Genomic DNA, 17104 nt, shown 5'->3' with positions numbered 1-17104 from the left:
GCAAGAATGCGCGAAACGTCAAAGCTGCTCATGGACTACCTTCCATATCGTTCGAAACGCACGGCCTGCCGCGCAGGAATCGTGCGAGAATCGCTGTTGTCGCGGGCAGCAATCGAGAAGACGCGGTCGCCGAGGCGTTCGGGAACGCTTACCGCGATGGACCGCTGGTCGGCGACCAGATCGTCGGCACTGCGCGGGGTGGTGAAGAAGCTGTGCGTCGGCCCGTCCACGGCGTCGCCCGGCCGCAGCAGGTCCTCGCGCCGGGCCGGGTCGTGCAGGGGCGTCGTACATCCGTGCCGTCATCCGCACCGGGTTTCGGAAGGCAGGATGGGTCGTCACGTCCTTCACCCGGTCGCCGTAGAGGTAGATCTCCCTGCCGTCACGGATGCTCTCGACGTACTCGTCGCCGGTCAGTGGCCCCATTCATGTGGTCAAGCGTCACAGCACGGTTCTCACCAGGGCGTCTCCGACCGTGCGCTTCTCGTGCCGATCGCCCTGCCGGAAGCAGCCAGGGAGACGCACCGGTTCCGTGGGTGCTGCGAACGTGGTGCCACATAAGCCATTCATCGACGATGGGACGCGGGACATGACAGACCTGGTGTCCGTTCTGGTGAGGGAGCTCGCCCGTGACGGCGTACGGCAGGCGTTCGGCGTCGTCGGTGCGGGCAATTTCCTCGCCGTCGCCGGCCTGATCCGGCACGGCGTCGACTACGTGGCCGCCCGGCACGAAGGCGGGGCGATGGCGATGGCCGACGCCTACGACCGGGCCACCGGCGAGATCGCGGTCTGCGCCACCACGCATGGAGCCGGTCTTTCCAACACCGCCACGGCGTTGAGCGAGGCGGTGAAACATCGCAGCTCCGTGATCGTCATCTGCGGCGATGCGGCGATGCGGCGACCGGCGGCCCACGCCCTTTCGACATGAACACGGCCGGATTCGCCGACGCGATCGGTGCCCGCGCGGTCCGCGTGACGGCAGGCGAGCCGGTGCGGCGGACGGCGGCACGGGCGCTGGCGCTCGCCCGCGACGGGGACGCCCGGTGATGTTGTGCCTGCCTGCCGACCTGGCCTCCGCCGCATGTTCCGGCGAAGGGGAACCGGCGGTGGTGAGCGAGCCGGTCCGCCGGCCCGCATGCCAGCCGGCGGAAGTGGACGCCGTCCTGCACCGGCTCGCCACGGCGCGCAGGCCGCTGGTGCTCGCCGGGGCGGGCGCGGATCGGCAAGCGAGGAGACGGCCGGGCCCGTGACCGGCAACCATAATCGACAGGCCATTACTGGAAGTGCCTGTCCTGATTTCGAGAGGACGTTCAATGACCGCGATTCATGAGGCCGAGGCGACCAGCGACGCCCTGGACGCTTACTACGGCGAGTTCACCGGCGAGAAGCAGAAGGAAGCCCTTGGCGTGCCGCTGCGGCTGATCGAGGCGTGGTCGCGCAACGACGCGACCGACGTCGCGAAGGTGTTCACCGAAGAGGGTGTGATGCTGCTTCCCGGCGATGTCTACAAGCGCGGCCGCGAAGAGATCCAGGCTTTCATGGCGGCCGCTTATTCCGGTCCGTTCAAGGGAACGGGCGTAACGGGACGACCGGTCGATTTTCGGTTCGTCACCGACGACGTCGCCGTGTTCCGGACGCACGGCGGAATTCTCGCGCCCGGGGAGACCGAGATCGCGCCGGAACTGGCGGTGCTGTCGAGCTGGGTCGTCGTGAAGCGGGACGGCCAGTGGCAGCTCGCCGCCTACCAGAACAGCCCGCGTGGGGGCGGCGCGACCCTGCGCTGGTAATCCGCCGCGATCAGCAAACAACTGACAAGACTCGCTTGGAGGACGAACCAATGAGCAGCAACGCCGAAGCCCTCGTGGAGGGTGCGAAGAAGTGGGCGTCGCACTACGGCCCCTACCCCAACGGGGTCGAGGGTGCCGTGGTGACCGCGCAGCTGCGCGTACGGGCGGGGTGGGACGCGAACGACGCCGACGCCATCGCCGACCTGTTCGTCGACAACGGCAGCATGCTCGTGGGCGATGCCCAGCTGAGCAGCCGTGAGGAGATCCGCGCGTACCTGGCCGACGCCTTCGCCGGTGGTTTCCAGGGAACCCGGCTGACCGACGAGCCGAAGGAGGTCCGCCTGCTGACCGACTCGGTAGCGATCGCGGTCACCGAGGGAGGTGTCGTCAAGAAGGGCCAAGACGGCATCGAACCGGAAGAGCTGGCCCGCTCGCTGTGGGTGCTTGTCAAGAAGGACGGCGACTGGCGGGTCATGTCGAGGCAGACGAGCCCTGTCAACAGTTAGGAGGGTGTGTCTCCTCGACCTCGACCTCGACCTCGACCTCGACCTTGATCGAGATTGAGGAGACATCCCCACGAAAGTGGCGGTCGGTGCGGTGGCGTCACGTGGCGTCACCGCGAGCAAAGCGGCCCAGCCGTGGTGTCGGCTAGGACCGCGCCGCCATGTCTGGCCGGGCCGAGGCCGCACGTCAGAACCAATCAGGCACAGGAGATGCGATGTCAGCCGATTCCATTCGGGACCTGTTCTCCGCTCAGGTCGAGCGGACGTTCGCCGGGTCGGACGAGCGGATGTACCGCACGGGCGACTCGGCTCGGGTCGGCAGGGACGGCGCCATCATCCATGTCGGACGCGCCGACGACCAGGTGAAGATTCGTGGCTTCCGAGTCGAGCTGGCCGCCGTCGAGGCAGCCTTGGCCGGACACCCCGGAGTCGATCAGGTGGTGGTCGTCGCCACCGACGTCGATCTGGACGCCAAACGACTCGTCGCCTACGTGGTCTCGAAATCCGCCGTCGACGTGGATTCGGTGCGTGCGCACGCATCCCGAACGCTGCCCGATTACATGGTCCCGTCCACGGTCGCCGGTCCCGCGGCACTTATCGACGCCACGCAGAGCACCGCGGCCTGAGAGACAAAGAGAACGCGATGACCGAACAGACCCGGCCGCTGACCGGCGCCGAATATCTTGAAAGTCTCCGCGACGGCCGCGAGATCTACCTCTATGGCGACCGAGTCAAGGACGTCACCGAACATCCCGCGTTCCGCAACCCGGCGCGCATGACGGCCCGGCTCTACGACGCACTGCACGACCCGGAGCATCGGGACGTGCTGACCACCGAAACCGACGCCGGCGGCCCCGGCGGCTACACGCACCGGTTTTTCACCACGCCGCACAGCGCGGCCGATCTGATCGCTGACCAACAGGCCATCGCCGCGTGGTCACGGCTGAGCTACGGCTGGATGGGCCGTGGTCCGGACTACAAGGCGTCGTTCCTCGGCACGCTCGGCGCGAACGCCGACTTCTACAACCCGTTCGCCGAGAATGCGAAGCGCTGGTACCGGGAGTCACAGGAGAAGGTCCTGTACTGGAACCACGCCTTCGTACATCCGCCGGTGGACCGGCACCGGCCGCCGGACGAGGTCGCCGATGTGTTCGTGCACGTCGAGCGGGAGACCGACAGCGGTCTGGTGGTGAGCGGAGCGAAGGTCGTCGCGACGAACTCCGCGCTGACGCATTACAACTTCATCGCCCACACCGGGTTGCCTATCAAAGACCGCAAGTTCGCCATTGTCGCCACCGTGCCGATGAACGCCCCTGGCCAAAAACTGATCTGCCGCCAGTCGTACGCCGCCTCGGCCGCGCTGACCGGCAGCCCGTTCGACTACCCGCTGTCCTCGCGGCTGGACGAGAACGACAGCGTGCTGGTACTGGACAAGGTGCTGATCCCGTGGGAAAACGTGTTCATCTATGGGGATACTGCCAAGGTCGGCATGTTTACCGGGTATTCCGGGTTCAACGAGCGCGCCATGTTCCACGGTTGTACGCGGCTCGCGGTGAAACTGGAGTTCATCGCCGGTCTGCTGGCCAAGGCGCTAGACATCACCGGGGTCTCCGAGTTCCGCGGGGTACAGACGCGACTAGGTGAAGTGCTCGCTTGGCGCAATCTGTTCTGGGGGCTGTCCGACGCCGCAGCGCGGAACCCGGTGCCGTGGCGGGGTGGCGCTGTCCTGCCCAACCCGGACTACGCCATGGCTTACCGCTGGTTCTCCCAGATCGGCTACGCGAGGATCAGGGAGATCGTGTTGCAAGATGTCGCGAGCGGACTGATCTACCTCAACTCCAGCGCGCAGGACTTCCACAACGACGACATCCGGCCGTACCTTGACAAGTACCTGCGCGGATCGAACGGGGTCGACGCCGTCGAGCGGGTAAAGGTGATGAAACTGCTCTGGGACACGGTCGGCACCGAATTCGGCGGCAGGCACGAACTCTACGAACGCAACTATACCGGTAACCACGAAAACACCAGGACCGAATTACTTCGTGGGCAACTCGGCGACGGCAAGCTCGACGGCTATCGTGCGTTCGTCGACCGCTGCCTTGCCGAATATGACCTGAACGGATGGCAGGTGCCGGACCTCGCCTCGTTCCCCGACATCGGCGCGGCAGGCCGCGCTCTACTTGGCTGACGTGATCATGTTTCGATGGAAGGACGGTCAGCACATGACAGCCGCCATGGATACCTCGGCGAAGGACTATCCGCTTCCGCCAGAGCCGGGCCTGACCGAGCACGAAGTCTTGGCCCGCGCCGAACGGATCGCCAAGACGCTCGTCGACCGACAGCAGGAGACGGAGGACCGCGGATTCTATGCGCTTGACACGCATGAACTCCTGCGCAAATCCGGCTTCTACCGGCTACTGGTGCCACGGCGATACGGCGGTTACGAATTCGGTATTGACACTCACATGCAGGTGGTTGCCAGGCTCGCGCGGGGGTGCGCGTCGACGGCGTGGATGTATACCCTTGGGGCGTCCCACGCCCATCTGATTGCTACTCTTTATGGCGAACAAGCGCAGAATGAGCTATTCGCGGGCGGTGACTTCATCTGCCCGGGAGTCATCGCGCCGGCCGGGTTCGCCGAGCCTGCCGAAGACGGCGGCTGGATCGTGGACGGCGTGTTCCGCTATGCCTCCGGCTCGCCCTACGCCACTCATTTCGTCGGCCAGACCTTCGTCGCGGGAGCGGAAGGAGAACCGCCCGAGCAGATGATGTTCATCGTGCCGAGGGACCAGTGGCGGCGGCTGGACGACTGGGGTTCCCAACTTGGTCTGAAAGGCAGTGGCTCGTACAGCATCAAAGTCGAGAAGGCGCATATCCCGGCGTACTACGCCCTGCCTGGTACGCATATGGGAATGACCTCCGTCGTGGGGGGAACGCCGGGGCTTCGGTTGCATGGCACCACCTTGTACGGCGGCAGCGTGCTGGCCCCGTTCAGCTTCCAGCTCGGCGCGCTGGCCGTGGGCATGGCTACCGCCGCACTGGATGTCTACGCCGAGCTGACGCGGGAACGTCTGATCGCGTATCCGCCGTTCGGACCGCGTGCTGAGGACCCGGATTTTCAGCTCCGTTACGGCGAAGCGGCCGGACGCATCGCGGCGGCACGGGCGGCGATGACGGACATGCTAAGGCAATGGCATGAGACGGCCGAGCAGGGGAATGTCACACGTGAGGTGGAGCTCCGGATGTCGATCATCAGCCGCGAGGTCGTGCGGCTGGCGTGGAACGCGGTATCCGACATTCTGTTTCCCACCGCCGGGACCAGCGCCGCCGTAGGTGCGGGTGAACGGCTCGAGCGGATCTGGCGGGATATGTCGACCCTGCATACGCATGCCGGAGTGCACATCTGGCTGGCCACCATCTACCCCCGTGAACTCGCTCAACTGGAACTAGGCATCGCGAGCTGAACTCACAACACGCTATCGCCGAGATCAGGAGGAACCGGGTGATCCACAGTTTGGTGCTGGACCAGCAAATCCTGGAGTACGTGCAGGATGTTTCCCTTCGCGAAGACGACATCGCGCGTGAGCTGCGGGCGGCCACCATGCGGCTCTCGTTCGAGCACGCCATGTTGACTCCACCAGAGGAGGCGCAGTTGCTTGGCTTCCTCGTCCGGCTGACGGGGGCCACGACCGTCGTCGAAGTCGGGACGTTCACCGGGTACGGCACGCTGGCCATGGCCCGCGCCGTCCCCGCACATGGGCGCGTCATCACGTGCGACGTCAACGCGGAGTGGCCCGAGATCGGCCGCCCTTTCTGGGAACGGGCCGGGGTCGCCGACCGTATCCAGGTGGAAATCCGTCCCGCCGTCGAGACCTTGGACGCACTGCTTGCCGACGGTGCCGCCGGCACTGTGGACTTCGCGTTCATCGACTGTAATAAGGAAAGCTATGCCGACTACTTCGAACGATGCCTAGAATTACTCCGGCCGGGCGGATTGCTTGTGCTGGACAACGTGCTCTGGTCAGGCAAGGTGGCGCGCCCCGACATCAGTGACCAGGAGACAGACTCACTCCGCGCGCTGAACGCCGCACTATGCGATGACGACCGGGTTGACCTGAGCATGCTGCCGGTCTTCGATGGTGTGACCCTAGCGTATAAGCGAGCCAACTACTCGCGCGCCGCAGCGTAGTCCACAGTAGTAGTTGAATTTGGTCAGGCACACCCCACGGCCCGCGCCGGGTTTGTCGCCGACGGAACCGGCCCGGACTGACTCGGGAGGAGGCCGTTGAGCTGCGCGAAGTCAAGAAGCGTAACCGGTTGCTGGAGCAGGAGAAGGTGGTCTGCAGCGCGCGGCGGCGTATCTGGCGCAGGGTAACCTGCCGGGAAAATAGTCTTCCCGCTCGTCCGTGAGCTGGTGACGTGCGGGGTCCTTGGTCTGTCTCGCCAGGGTCTGCCCCGGCAAGGCCACGGCCGATGCCGGAGTTCCTCTTCGAGTCCGCCCGGGCAACGAGCGATCTCCTGCAGTGCGGTGTCCTGACGCGATACCCGCGCATCGACTGGGTTTCTCGCACAGTGGCGGTGGCCTGCCCCCACTCACCGACCGGGTTGCAGTTGTTCCGGGACGTGTTTCTGTGAGGTTCCCCCCCGAACAGTGGACAGGTGATCAAGCAGCTTTCGCTGCGCCTGTCAGGGACTGCTCGTAGCAAACAGGGCTGAGCATCCCGATAGCGGAGTGACGCCGACTATTGTTGACCGTTTCAGCTTGTGCCTACCGCAGGCCTGGGCCGTCAACGCCGCGGTGAACTCCCCGCCACGATCAGAATGCAGCACAGTACCGGCCACACCGCGGCCGCGGCAGGCCACCGCCGCGTCGATGGCCTGACAGACCATGTCGGCGCCGATATGGTCGGCAACGACATGCCCGAGCACGCGGCGGGAATGCCCATCCCGGATCGCGCACAGATACACGTCACCCTCGCCGCAGGTGAGATAGGTGATGTCGGTCAACCACACGGCGTCCAGCCGCCCTTGGTCGAAACGACGGGCCACCAGGTCCGGTGGGAACGACGCCGCCGGGTCGGTCACCGTGGTGCGGACCTTGAACGTGCGCGGGCTGATGCCCTCGATCCCGAGCTCAGCCATGACCTTCGCGACGGTCTTCTCGTTCACCGTCTCACCACGATCCCGCAACTCCGCGGTGATCCGCGGAGACCCGTACGTCCCCTCGGACTCGGCGTGCACGTCCAGGATCTTCACCGCCAGGTCAGCACGCCGCTGCTGCCGCGGCGTCAACGCCGCCGCCGCCGCGCGTTTCACGTACGCGTAGTAACCGGATGCCGACACACCCAGCAGCCGCGCCATACGCCGGACCGAGAAGCGGTTGTCCCCGGGTGAGGTGGCGCCGGTGGCCTCGGCGGGCGTGTCGGGGCCGGCGTACTTGCCCATCAGATCGAACCGGGCCGGTTCTTCTGCATCGCGGCAAAGTACGCCGAGGCTTTTACCAAGAACTGGTTGTCCTTCTCCAGCTCGGCGACCTGCCTACGCAACCGTTGCAACTCTGAGGTTCCCCCCGAGGAGTGGATACCGAGGTTGTAGAGGTGGATGGCGTCGTCGACTTGCTCGGGCGAGAGGCCGCGGCGGCGCATCGGCACGCCGTGCCGGTGGAGGATGGTGCTGACCGTTCGCCGTTCGATGCCGAACCGGTCACCGAGTTCGTACACCGTCGCACCGGACCGGTAGTCGGCGATCAACTGCTCGATCTGGTCGGGGCCGAGTTGCCGGGCACGGCTGGGGCGATCCCGCTTGACCGGCGGCGGCTCGGGAGTATCGAGACTGGGAAGCTTCTCACGGAGCTCTTCCAGGGCTCTGACCTGGTCTTTTGTGTTCGAGTAAGGTCTCCTAACCTCCACGCTTTGGTGGCCCGTACCCGTGCAGGGTGCGGGCCTTTTGCGTTGAGCGTCAGCGTTTGCGGGGAAGTTGCCCCTGCTCGGCTTCCTCCTGTGTGATCGGTACCAGCTCGCCACCCATGCTGTGGCGCTCGAGTTTGCTGCGGAGGTAGCTGGTCCGCCAGCCTCCCCATGTCGTGATTTCCTCCATGTCGTAGCCCTGAGGACTGATCCACGTTCGGATCACCCAGGGCGCCCACACGTCGTCCACGAGCTTGAAGTAGCTGTACTTCCGTCGGCCTCGACGTCGCTCAGGCAACTGTCCGGTTCCCAGGCGAGCTCGTGGGTGAAAGTCTCCTCGTGGACGGCACCCTGCTCGTCGGCCCAGCGGCGGCAGGCCATGATCCCCTCGGTGTTACTTACCAGACGGTAACTTATCTTCGGTGTATCCAAAAGCGCATACGTGCCGGCAACGCCGTCTTCCCTTGACTGGTCGGCATGAGCGAACCGGCACTCGGGATGACGATCTATGGGTGTGCACCCGATGAGGCCCTGCTGTTCCGGGAAATGGCGCCGCGCTTCGGGGTGACGCCGACCATTACGGACGCCGCCCTGTGCGAGGCCAACGTCGGGCTCGCCGCCGGCCGCCGGTGTGTCAGCGTCGACCACAAGTCACCGGTCGACGACCGGATTCTTCTTGCGCTCAGCCGGATCGGCGTCACCTACCTCTCCACGAGGAGCGCCGGCTACGACCACGTCGATGTCGGCTACGCGCGGAGCGTCGGCATTTCCGTGGGGAACGTCGCCTATTCGCCGGACAGCGTTGCCGACTACGCGCTCATGCTCATGTTGATGCTGTCGCGGGACGCCCAGTCCGTCATCCGGCGGGCCGATGAGCACGACTACCGGGTGAACGACGTGCGGGGCAAAGAACTGCGCGACCTGACCGTCGGGGTGATCGGGACCGGGCGGATCGGCGCCGCGGTCGTCCGGCGGCTGCGCGGGTTCGGGGCCCGGGTGGTGGCGCACGACAGCCGGCCGCACGCGGACGTCGACTACCTGCCGCTCGAAGAACTGCTGCGGTCGAGCGACATCGTCACCCTCCACACGCCACTCGACGCCGGAACGCGGCACCTCCTGGATCGGGGACGGCTCGAGCTGATGAAGCCCGGTGCGTTCGTCGTCAACACCGGGCGAGGGCCGCTCCTTGATACCGGAGCCCTTGTCGAGGCGCTGGAAAGCGGTCGGCTGGGCGGGGCCGCACTCGATGTCCTCGAAGGGGAAGAAGGCGTCTTCTACGCCGACTGGCGGGGGCGGCCCGTCGAAAACGAACTGCTGGTGCGGCTGCAGAAACTGCCGAACGTGCTCGTCAGTCCGCACACCGCCTACTACACGGACCACGCGCTGCGCGACACCGTCGAAAGCTCCATCGTCAACTGCCTGAAATTCGAAAGCGGGGAACGGCATGGCCAAGGTTAGGCTCGGGATCATCTTCGGGGGCGGTTCCGAAGAACACCCCGTCTCCGTCAAGTCCGCGCAAGAGGTCGCGAAACACCTCGACACCCGGAAGTACGCACCGATCTGGGTCGGGATCACGAAGGCCGGCGCCTGGAAGCTCTGTGACGGACCGGAAGCGGGCTGGGAAGACGGGCGGACAGTCGTTCTGTCGCCGGATCGGAGCGTTCCCGGGCTGCTCGTCCTGGAAGAAGGGAAGTACGAGACGATCGAGCTGGACGTGGTGCTGCCGGTGCTGCACGGCAAGCTCGGCGAAGACGGGGCGATCCAGGGGCTGCTGGAACTCTCCGGCCTTCCCTACGCCGGCTGCGACGTCCAAAGTTCCGCCCTGTGCATGGACAAATCACTCGCCTACGTCGTCGCCCGGAGCGCGGGTATCGCCACGCCGAACTTCCGGACCGTTCGGGTGGGCGAGGACGTCGAAGGGCTCACCTATCCCGTTTTCGTGAAGCCAGCCCGTTCCGGCTCGTCGTTCGGCGTCAGCAAGGTGTCCGGTGCGGACGAGCTGGCGGCGGCCATCGCGACCGCGGCGCAGTACGACTCGAAGGTGCTGATCGAGGAGGCCGTTGCCGGCAGCGAGGTCGGGTGCGCGATCCTGGGCCGTGGCCCGGAGCTCTTCGCCGGTGAGTTGGACCGGATCGCCCTTTCCCACGGCTTCTTCCGGATCCACCAGGAGGACACACCCGAAAGCGGCTCCGAGAACTCGACGCCCGTCGTGCCCGCCGACATCCCGGCCGACATCCGCGCACGCGTCCAGGAGACGGCGAAAGCCATCTACCGCGCGTTGGGGTGCGGGGGACTGGCCCGGGTGGACATGTTCCTGACCGACGACGGCACGGTGGTCCTCAACGAGGTCAACACCTTGCCCGGGCTGACGTCGTACAGCCGCTACCCGAGGATGATGGCCGCCGCCGGCGTGCCGCTGCCGGACCTGATCGACCGGATCGTCGCCGGGACCGCCCGGTGAACGACGACTTCGCCTTCGTGGACGAGCTGGTGCCCGGCATCCGCTGGGACGCCAAGTACGCCACCTGGGACAACTTCACCGGCAAGCCGGTCGACGGGTACCTCGTCAACCGGATCGCCGGCACGAAGACCTTGTGCGCCGCCCTCGGGCAAGCGCAGGAGAAGGCCGCGTCCTTCGGTTTCGGCCTGGTGCTGTGGGACGGCTACCGCCCGCAGCGCGCCGTCGACTGCTTCCTGCGCTGGGTGGACCAGCCCGAGGACGGCCGCACGAAACTGTGGCACTACCCGAACATCGACCGGGCCGCGATGTTCGCCAAGGGGTACGTGGCCGCCAAGTCGGGCCACAGCCGGGGCAGCACCGTCGACCTGACGCTCTACCACCTCGACACCGGTGAGCTCGCGTCCATGGGCGGCGGCCACGACCTGATGGACGCGATCTCGCACCACGGCGCCCGGGGGATCCCGCAGGCCGAAGCCGGGAACCGCGCCTGCCTCCGTTCCATCATGGAGGGTTGCGGGTTCGCCGCCTACGACCGCGAATGGTGGCACTACGGCCTGAAGGACGAGCCCTACCCGGACACCTACTTCGACTTTCCCGTCGCCTAGTCACCGTCTGCCGTGGCTGGTGGTCGTGAGTGGTAAGTCGGGTTAGACCCGACGGTCACTTGACTACCTACGGCGCGGCGGGCGTCTCCCCCACCCCCGACACCCACACCCCCCGGCGGCCAACTCACCAACCGGAACGACCAACTCACCCGCGGGAACGGCCAACTCACCCACACCGCCGGCGAGTTGGCCGTTTCGGGCGGTGAGTTGGCCCTACTGACAACGTGGGTCGGCAACAGACCGTTCGCCAGAACCCTACTTACCACTCACGACCAGCTGCGGCAGCCGGACGGTGACGCGGAGACCGCCCGCCGGTCGCGGGATCAGCGTCAGCGTTCCGTCGTGGGCCTGGGTGATGCTCTTGACGATGGCCAGGCCGAGGCCTACGCCCGCCTGGTCGGTGCGGATGCGCTCGGTGCCGCGCTGGAAGGGCTCGGCGAGGGTGGCCACCAGGGGCCGCGGGAGGTGCTCGCCGGTGTTTTCGACGGTGAGCACCACCGCGCCCGGTTCGGCGCCGGTCGTCACCCACACCGCGCCCCGCTCGGGCAGGTTGTGGACGATCGCGTTGTGCACCAGGTTCGTCGTCAGCTGCAGCAGGAGCGCCGGTGAGCCGAACGCCGGCGCGGCGTCGCCGGACGTCTCGACGGTGACGCCCCGCTTCTCGGCGAGGGGCAGGAGCGTTTCGGCGGCTTCCTCCGCGACCAGGGACAGGTCGACGCGGTCGCGGTTGAAGGCCCGCTGCTCGGCGCGGCTGAGCAGCAGCAGGGCTTCGGTGAGCTCGATCGCCCGGGTGTTGACGACGCGAAGGCGTTCGTCGAGTTCGTCCGTGGTGCGCTCGGGATCGTTGCGGGCGACGTCGAGCAGGCTCTGCGTGATCGCCAGCGGCGTGCGCAGTTCGTGGGACGCGTTGGCGGCGAACCTGCGCTGCTCGGCGACGTGCGTCTCGAGCCGCGAGAGCATGGTGTCGAAGGCGTCGGCGAGCTCGCGGAACTCGTCGGCGCGGCCGGGCAGCCGGATGCGGTGGGAGAGCGAGCCGGTGGCGGCGACGCGCGTGGCGTCGGTGATGCGGGTCAGCGGGGCGAGCATCCGGCCGGCGAGGACCCACCCGCCCAGCAGCCCGAACACCAGCAGGAAGACGATCACGACGGCCATGAACGGGACGAAGGCGCGTACCAGCCGCCCGCGGTTGATCCAGAAGTTGCCCTCGGTGATGATCCAGCCGTTGGGCAGGAAATACAGGTAGAAGGCCAGCACCGCGCCCATCAGCAGGATGCCGGCCAGCATGACGAACCCGGCGTAGCTGAGGGTGAGCTTGAGGCGGGCGCTCAACCCCGGTTCCCTATCCACGACTGTCGTCGCCGGTGTCGATCCGGTAGCCGACGCCGGGCACGGTCGCGATGATCCCGGGTTCGCCGAGCCGCTTGCGCAGCACGGAAACCGTGATGCGCACGGCGTTGGTGAACGGGTCCGCGTTCTCGTCCCACGCCCGCTCCAGCAGTTCTTCGGCGCTGATCACCCCGCCCCCGGCCGCGACGAGGACTTCGAGCACGGCGAACTGCTTCCGCGTCAGGGCCACGTACCGGCCGTCACGGTAGACCTCGCGGCGGAACGGGTCCAGGCGCAGGCCGGCGATTTCGTGCACCGGCGGCCGGTTGTGCGCGCGCCGCCGGTCGAGGGCCCGGAGCCGGAGCACGAGTTCCCGGAGCTCGAACGGCTTCGTGAGGTAGTCGTCGGCGCCGAGGCCGAAGCCGGTGGCCTTGTCGTCGAGCCGGTCGGCGGCGGTGAGCATGAGGATCGGCATGCCGCTGCCGGAGGCGACGATGTGCCGGGCGATCTCGTCGCCGGACGGGCCGGGGATGTCGCGGTCGAGGACGGCGATGTCGTAGGTGTTGACGCTCAGCAGCTCCAGTGCGGTGTCGCCGTCGCCGGCGGTGTCCGCCGCGATGGCCTCCAGCCGGAGGCCGTCGCGGATGGCGTCGGCCAGGTAGGGCTCGTCCTCGACGATCAAGACACGCACCCCGCCGATGCTACGAGCGGGTGCATATCGGGCGCATATCGGAAAGCGCGTACGTGCCGGCAACACCGCGCGGCCTTGAGTGGCGCCATGACCTCCAGTCAACGCACGTTCCTCGGCCGGGGACACGGCGCCGTCCCGGACGGCCTGCCGGTCTTCGACGACGAGTCCCCGGCCGTGGCCAACCTCGATCCCGGCCTGCTCGACGCGCTCCGCCGGGCCGCGGTGGACGCCGCGGCCGACGGGGTGGCGTTCGTCGTCAACGGCGGGTGGCGTTCCTGGGCGTACCAGGAGCAGCTGCGCCGCCAGGGGATCGCGAAGCACGGCTCGGAAGCGGCCGCGGCCCGCTGGGTGACGACCCCGGGCCGGTCGGCGCACGTGCGGGGACAGGCCGTCGACATCGGCCCGCCCGCCGCCCGGAGGTGGCTGGCCGAACACGGTGCCCGGTACGGGCTGTGCCAGATCTACCGCAACGAGCCGTGGCACTACGAGCTGCGGCCCGAAGCCGTCGAACACGGGTGCCCGCCGATGTACGCGGACCCTTCGCAGGATCCGCGTACGCGCTGATCAGGCGAAGTCCGCCGCGTGGTCGCGGGCCCAGTCCGCGAGGGTGCGGGCGGGCCGGCCGGTCAGTTGCGGCACGGTCGGCCGCACGACGTCGGGCGTTTCGACCGTGTCCGACCAGTAGTGCAGGAGCATCGAGACGATGTCGTCGCCGACGCCGTAGGAGCGCATTTCGGCGCTGAACTCGTCCGGCGTGATCTCGGTGAAGTGCAGCTCCCGGCCGATGGCCGCGCCGATCGCGTCGAGCTGCTCGATCCTGGTCAGTGCCTGCGGGCCGGTCATGGGGTAGTGCTTGCCGGCGTGGCCGGGCCCGGTCAGCGCCACCGCGGCCACCGCGGCGATGTCGGCCTCGTGGATCGGAGCCTGCGCGGACGTCGGGTACGGCCCGCGGACGCCGCCGGTGAAGCGGATCGGCTGGGCCCAGGGCAGCAGGTTGCCGGCGAAGGTGCCGGGCCGCAGGATCGTCCAGTCCGCTCCGCTGTCGCGGACGGCGTCCTCGATCGCGGCGTGGTGCACCTGGCTGGCCGACCCGCGATCACGCTCGTGTTCGAGCGCGGCGGCGAGCGAGGAGAGCAGCACCAGGTGCGCCACGCCGGCGGCCGCGGCCGCCTTGACGAAGCCGGCCACCTCCGCGGCCGGGAAGACGAATGCGCTGTCGACGCCGTCGAACAGGCCCTCCGGCGGCGCCGCGGCCAGGTCACCGGCGACCAGCTCCACCTCGGTGGGCAGGTTGGCCGCTTCGGGGGAGCGGGTCAGGGCTCGCACCCGGTGACCGCCGGCGAGCAGTTCGCCGATCAGGTAGCGGCCGACGGTGCCGGTCGCGCCGGTGACGAGGACAGTCTTCTGGTTGGTGTTCATGAAACCCATGGTGCAGGCTATTGCGGCAAGATCCTTGCCTCGATCCAGCGCATTGTGGAGCCATGCCGAATCCGACCTCGCGCCTGCTGGCGCTGCTGACCCTGCTGCAGACCCGCCCGTCGTGGACCGGCGCGGAGCTGGTCGAGCGGCTCGAAGTCAGCCCACGGACCGTGCGCTACGACATCCGGAAGCTGCGTGACCTCGGCTACCCCGTCGAGGCGATCCCGGGGGTGGCCGGCGGCTACCGGCTGAGCGCCGGGACGTCCATGCCGCCGCTGCAGCTCGCCGACGACGAGGCCGTGGCCGTCGTCATCGCGTTGCGGACGGCCACCGGCAGCGCCGAGCTGGGCGAAGCCGCGGGCACCGCACTGGTGAAGCTCGAACAGGTCCTGCCACGGCGGCTGCGGGGCCGGGTCACGGCCATGCGTCAGTACACGGAAGCCGCGCGAACCCCGGGCGGTGTCGACGCCGACCTGCTGATCTTCCTCGCCGGTGCCTGCCGGGACCACCGCCGCGTCCGGTTCGACTACCAGGAGGCTCGTCGCGAGGTGGAGCCGCACCGCGTCGTCCAGGTGGGGCGGCGGTGGTACCTCGTCGCCTTCGACCCGGCCCGCGACGGCTGGCGGCAGTTCCGGCTCGACCGGATGACGGTGAAGCGCCCGGAAGGCGCGAGGTTCGTCCCGCGCGAGGCGCCGTCCGCGGCCGACGTGGTCCACGGCATCGACGCCGTCTTCGCCCGCCACCGCGCCGTCGTCCTGGTCCACGCACCGGCCGCGCAGATGACGGCCAAGCTGCCGACGGCGGTGCCGGTCGAGTGGGTGGACGAGGGGCGTTGCCGCGTGCACGCGACGGGCGAGTCGCCGGGCGCGCTGGCGCTCAACCTGCTGATGCTGGACGCGGACTTCGAGCTGGAGGAGTCGTCGGCCGAGCTCGACGCGGCGCTCGCCACCCTCCGGCGGCGGCTCGGCTGAGCCGCGAGTTGTACGTCCCCTGTACGCCTGCGCCGGATCATCCGCCGCATGTTGCGAACGGGCCTGTACACCCTGATCGCCGCCCTCTGCGCGGTGTTGCTCCCGGCGACGGCGGACGCCGCGCCCTCGCCGGGGGTGCGCGCGAGCTACGCGAACCCGGTGCGGACGGACGGCCACCTCGACGCGGCCGCCACGATCGACCGGCTGCGGACGATGAACGCGAACACCTACGCCTTCCTCGTCCAGAACGAGACCGACTGGCACGAGCTCGAGGCGTTCCTGCCCGAGGCACAGACGGCCGGGCTGATCGTGTGGACCTACCTCGTGCCGCCGACCGAGTGCCCCGGCGGGACGACCTGCACGCAGTACCTGCCCTACCAGAAGGACTACACCGCCTGGGCGAAGGCCATCGGTGCGCTGTCCCTGCGTTATCCGGTGCTCAAGGCGTGGGCGATCGACGACTTCAACCACAACCTGTCGTTCTTCTCGGCGACCTACACCAAGCAGATCCGTGACGCCGGCCGCGCCGTGGCACCGGGCCTGGAGTTCTACCCGGTCGTCTACTCGGACGCCATCACAACCTCCTTTGTGGACACTTACGGCGGGATCATCGACAGCCTGATCATGCCGTTCCGGGACGACCCGCACCGCAACACGGTGTGGACCGGCGGCGTGAGCGCCCAGCTGGACACCCTCGTCACCCGGCTGGCTGCGAAGAACCGCAAGCTGATCCTGATGGTGTACGCATCGACCCTGTCGGCCACCACGATCGCCCCGGACGTCGCTTACGTGCGCGCGGTGACCGCCGTCGGCATGCAGTACACCGCCGCGGGCAAGATCGCCGGGGTAATCCAGTACGCGCTGCCGCTCACGCCCGGCCGTCCACAGAGGTCGGACGAATCGTTCGCGCACACCGGCACCGGCGGCCTCGTCTTCACGGTGCAGCCGGACACGGCCACGAAGGCGGGTGACTTCGCCGCGGCGAGCACGACCATCCGGCTGGACGAAGGCTCGAGCTCGTGCCGGCTGGTGCTGTGGCACAGCGACGACCGGGCTGGCAGCAGCCCGGCCGGGTACCACCTCAAGCAGGCCCAGGTCGGCGGTACGCAGGTCTGGCAGCGCGATGTCGCCACCGAGGACACGGACTGGTACACCTCGGCGCCGATCGACCTGACCGCCCGGCTGACCGGCGGTTCGGCGACGTTGACCCTGCGGCTGTACGAGGCGAAGGCGGTGGCCGACTACGAGGTCGTGGCCCGCTTCGACGACGTGTCGCTGACCGGCTGCCACGTCGCCGACCCCGGTTTCGAAACCACCGGTGGGTGGACGTTCAGCCGCGGCAACGGTGCGGTGAACGCCGGGCAGCACACCTATGACCCGGCGTATTCGACGTCCGTGCTGGCCGCGGTCGGGGCGCTGTACGCGGCCTGACCCGCCG

At 67.9% G+C, this 17104-nt stretch carries 21 protein-coding genes and 1 pseudogene; 15 read left to right on the top strand and 7 right to left on the bottom strand.

Features of this window, described 5'->3' with window-relative positions; genetic code table 11:
- Positions 1-152 precede the first annotated feature (152 nt).
- Positions 153-423, bottom strand: a pseudogene (locus ACLJQF_RS18355) (4-hydroxyphenylacetate 3-hydroxylase N-terminal domain-containing protein); the annotation flags it as partial.
- Positions 424-529: 106 nt separating this feature from the next.
- Here ACLJQF_RS18355 and ACLJQF_RS18350 point away from each other — a divergent pair.
- The 9 genes from ACLJQF_RS18350 to ACLJQF_RS18310 all read left to right on the top strand — a co-directional run bounded on the left by ACLJQF_RS18350 (position 530) and on the right by ACLJQF_RS18310 (position 6476).
- The gene (locus ACLJQF_RS18350) at positions 530-925 is read left to right on the top strand and encodes a thiamine pyrophosphate-binding protein (protein WP_410610137.1); all 396 of its coding nucleotides are present in this window, start codon (positions 530-532) and stop codon (positions 923-925) included.
- On the top strand, positions 922-1044 hold the full coding sequence (locus tag ACLJQF_RS18345; protein WP_410610136.1) for a hypothetical protein: 123 nt from the start codon (positions 922-924) through the stop codon (positions 1042-1044). The genes ACLJQF_RS18350 and ACLJQF_RS18345 overlap by 4 nt, the downstream gene beginning before the upstream one ends.
- 62 nt (positions 1045-1106) lie before the next feature.
- On the top strand, positions 1107-1247 hold the full coding sequence (locus ACLJQF_RS18340) for a hypothetical protein (RefSeq protein WP_410610135.1): 141 nt from the start codon (positions 1107-1109) through the stop codon (positions 1245-1247).
- 63 nt (positions 1248-1310) lie between these two features.
- Positions 1311-1784 (top strand): SgcJ/EcaC family oxidoreductase, encoded by a 474-nt coding sequence (locus ACLJQF_RS18335; protein WP_410610134.1) that lies wholly within the window; start codon positions 1311-1313, stop codon positions 1782-1784.
- A gap of 50 nt (positions 1785-1834) precedes the next feature.
- Complete coding sequence (locus tag ACLJQF_RS18330; protein WP_410610132.1) at positions 1835-2290, top strand: SgcJ/EcaC family oxidoreductase; 456 nt, start codon at positions 1835-1837, stop codon at positions 2288-2290.
- A 158-nt stretch (positions 2291-2448) separates the two neighbouring features.
- Positions 2449-2913 carry an AMP-binding enzyme gene (locus tag ACLJQF_RS18325; protein ID WP_410610130.1) on the top strand — a complete coding sequence of 155 codons (465 nt, stop codon included), beginning with the start codon at positions 2449-2451 and terminating at the stop codon, positions 2911-2913.
- A 17-nt stretch (positions 2914-2930) separates the two neighbouring features.
- Positions 2931-4475: a 4-hydroxyphenylacetate 3-hydroxylase family protein gene (locus ACLJQF_RS18320; RefSeq protein WP_410610129.1), complete on the top strand. Its 1545-nt coding sequence runs from the start codon at positions 2931-2933 to the stop codon at positions 4473-4475.
- A gap of 34 nt (positions 4476-4509) precedes the next feature.
- Positions 4510-5751 carry an acyl-CoA dehydrogenase family protein gene (locus tag ACLJQF_RS18315; protein WP_410610128.1) on the top strand — a complete coding sequence of 414 codons (1242 nt, stop codon included), beginning with the start codon at positions 4510-4512 and terminating at the stop codon, positions 5749-5751.
- A gap of 38 nt (positions 5752-5789) precedes the next feature.
- A complete protein-coding gene (locus ACLJQF_RS18310; protein WP_410610126.1) occupies positions 5790-6476 on the top strand; it encodes an O-methyltransferase in 687 nt (228 codons plus the stop codon).
- Between the two features lie 497 nt (positions 6477-6973).
- Here ACLJQF_RS18310 and ACLJQF_RS18305 read toward each other — a convergent pair whose 3' ends face one another.
- Genes ACLJQF_RS18305 through ACLJQF_RS18295 form a run of 3 tightly spaced genes read right to left on the bottom strand, consistent with a single transcriptional unit; the run spans position 6974 to position 8443 of the window.
- A complete protein-coding gene (locus ACLJQF_RS18305) occupies positions 6974-7732 on the bottom strand; it encodes an IS3 family transposase (RefSeq protein WP_410610124.1) in 759 nt (252 codons plus the stop codon).
- Positions 7732-8196, bottom strand: a complete 465-nt coding sequence (locus ACLJQF_RS18300; RefSeq protein ID WP_410610123.1) for a hypothetical protein — start codon at positions 8194-8196, stop codon at positions 7732-7734. The genes ACLJQF_RS18305 and ACLJQF_RS18300 overlap by 1 nt, the downstream gene beginning before the upstream one ends.
- A 49-nt stretch (positions 8197-8245) precedes the next feature.
- Entirely contained in the window at positions 8246-8443 is a 198-nt protein-coding gene (locus tag ACLJQF_RS18295; protein ID WP_410610122.1) for a hypothetical protein, read from the bottom strand.
- A gap of 227 nt (positions 8444-8670) precedes the next feature.
- On the opposite strand from ACLJQF_RS18295, the gene ACLJQF_RS18290 reads away from it, so the two are divergent.
- The 3 genes from ACLJQF_RS18290 to vanX are packed head-to-tail and all read left to right on the top strand — an operon-like array spanning position 8671 to position 11259.
- A complete protein-coding gene (locus ACLJQF_RS18290) occupies positions 8671-9651 on the top strand; it encodes a D-isomer specific 2-hydroxyacid dehydrogenase family protein (protein WP_410610121.1) in 981 nt (326 codons plus the stop codon).
- Positions 9638-10654: a D-alanine--(R)-lactate ligase gene (vanA, locus tag ACLJQF_RS18285; RefSeq protein WP_410610120.1), complete on the top strand. Its 1017-nt coding sequence runs from the start codon at positions 9638-9640 to the stop codon at positions 10652-10654. The genes ACLJQF_RS18290 and vanA overlap by 14 nt, the downstream gene beginning before the upstream one ends.
- Positions 10651-11259: a D-Ala-D-Ala dipeptidase VanX gene (gene vanX, locus ACLJQF_RS18280; protein WP_410610119.1), complete on the top strand. Its 609-nt coding sequence runs from the start codon at positions 10651-10653 to the stop codon at positions 11257-11259. Before vanA ends, vanX begins: the two co-directional genes overlap by 4 nt.
- A 255-nt stretch (positions 11260-11514) precedes the next feature.
- Here vanX and ACLJQF_RS18275 read toward each other — a convergent pair whose 3' ends face one another.
- Together ACLJQF_RS18275 and ACLJQF_RS18270 are read right to left on the bottom strand one after the other, a co-directional pair.
- Positions 11515-12588 (bottom strand): sensor histidine kinase, encoded by a 1074-nt coding sequence (locus ACLJQF_RS18275; protein ID WP_410610118.1) that lies wholly within the window; start codon positions 12586-12588, stop codon positions 11515-11517.
- A 10-nt stretch (positions 12589-12598) separates the two neighbouring features.
- A complete protein-coding gene (locus tag ACLJQF_RS18270) occupies positions 12599-13276 on the bottom strand; it encodes a response regulator transcription factor (protein WP_410610117.1) in 678 nt (225 codons plus the stop codon).
- Positions 13277-13363: 87 nt separating this feature from the next.
- Here ACLJQF_RS18270 and ACLJQF_RS18265 point away from each other — a divergent pair, with 87 nt between their 5' ends.
- On the top strand, positions 13364-13840 hold the full coding sequence (locus tag ACLJQF_RS18265; protein WP_410610116.1) for a D-alanyl-D-alanine carboxypeptidase family protein: 477 nt from the start codon (positions 13364-13366) through the stop codon (positions 13838-13840).
- On the opposite strand, the gene ACLJQF_RS18260 is transcribed toward ACLJQF_RS18265, so the two are convergent.
- On the bottom strand, positions 13841-14695 hold the full coding sequence (locus ACLJQF_RS18260) for an SDR family oxidoreductase (RefSeq protein WP_410610115.1): 855 nt from the start codon (positions 14693-14695) through the stop codon (positions 13841-13843). It abuts the gene before it with no gap.
- A 62-nt stretch (positions 14696-14757) separates the two neighbouring features.
- Between ACLJQF_RS18260 and ACLJQF_RS18255 the strand changes: the two genes are divergently transcribed.
- Both ACLJQF_RS18255 and ACLJQF_RS18250 read left to right on the top strand, forming a co-directional pair.
- Positions 14758-15666, top strand: a complete 909-nt coding sequence (locus tag ACLJQF_RS18255; RefSeq protein ID WP_410610114.1) for a helix-turn-helix transcriptional regulator — start codon at positions 14758-14760, stop codon at positions 15664-15666.
- 48 nt (positions 15667-15714) lie between these two features.
- Complete coding sequence (locus ACLJQF_RS18250; protein ID WP_410610113.1) at positions 15715-17097, top strand: hypothetical protein; 1383 nt, start codon at positions 15715-15717, stop codon at positions 17095-17097.
- The last annotated feature ends 7 nt before the right edge of the window (positions 17098-17104 follow it).

The organism is Amycolatopsis sp. lyj-109, assembly GCF_046548995.1.
Classification (GTDB): Bacteria; Actinomycetota; Actinomycetes; order Mycobacteriales; family Pseudonocardiaceae; genus Amycolatopsis.
The sequence above is the reverse complement of the archived record's forward strand: the minus strand, read 5'-3'. Positions and strand labels throughout refer to the sequence as shown.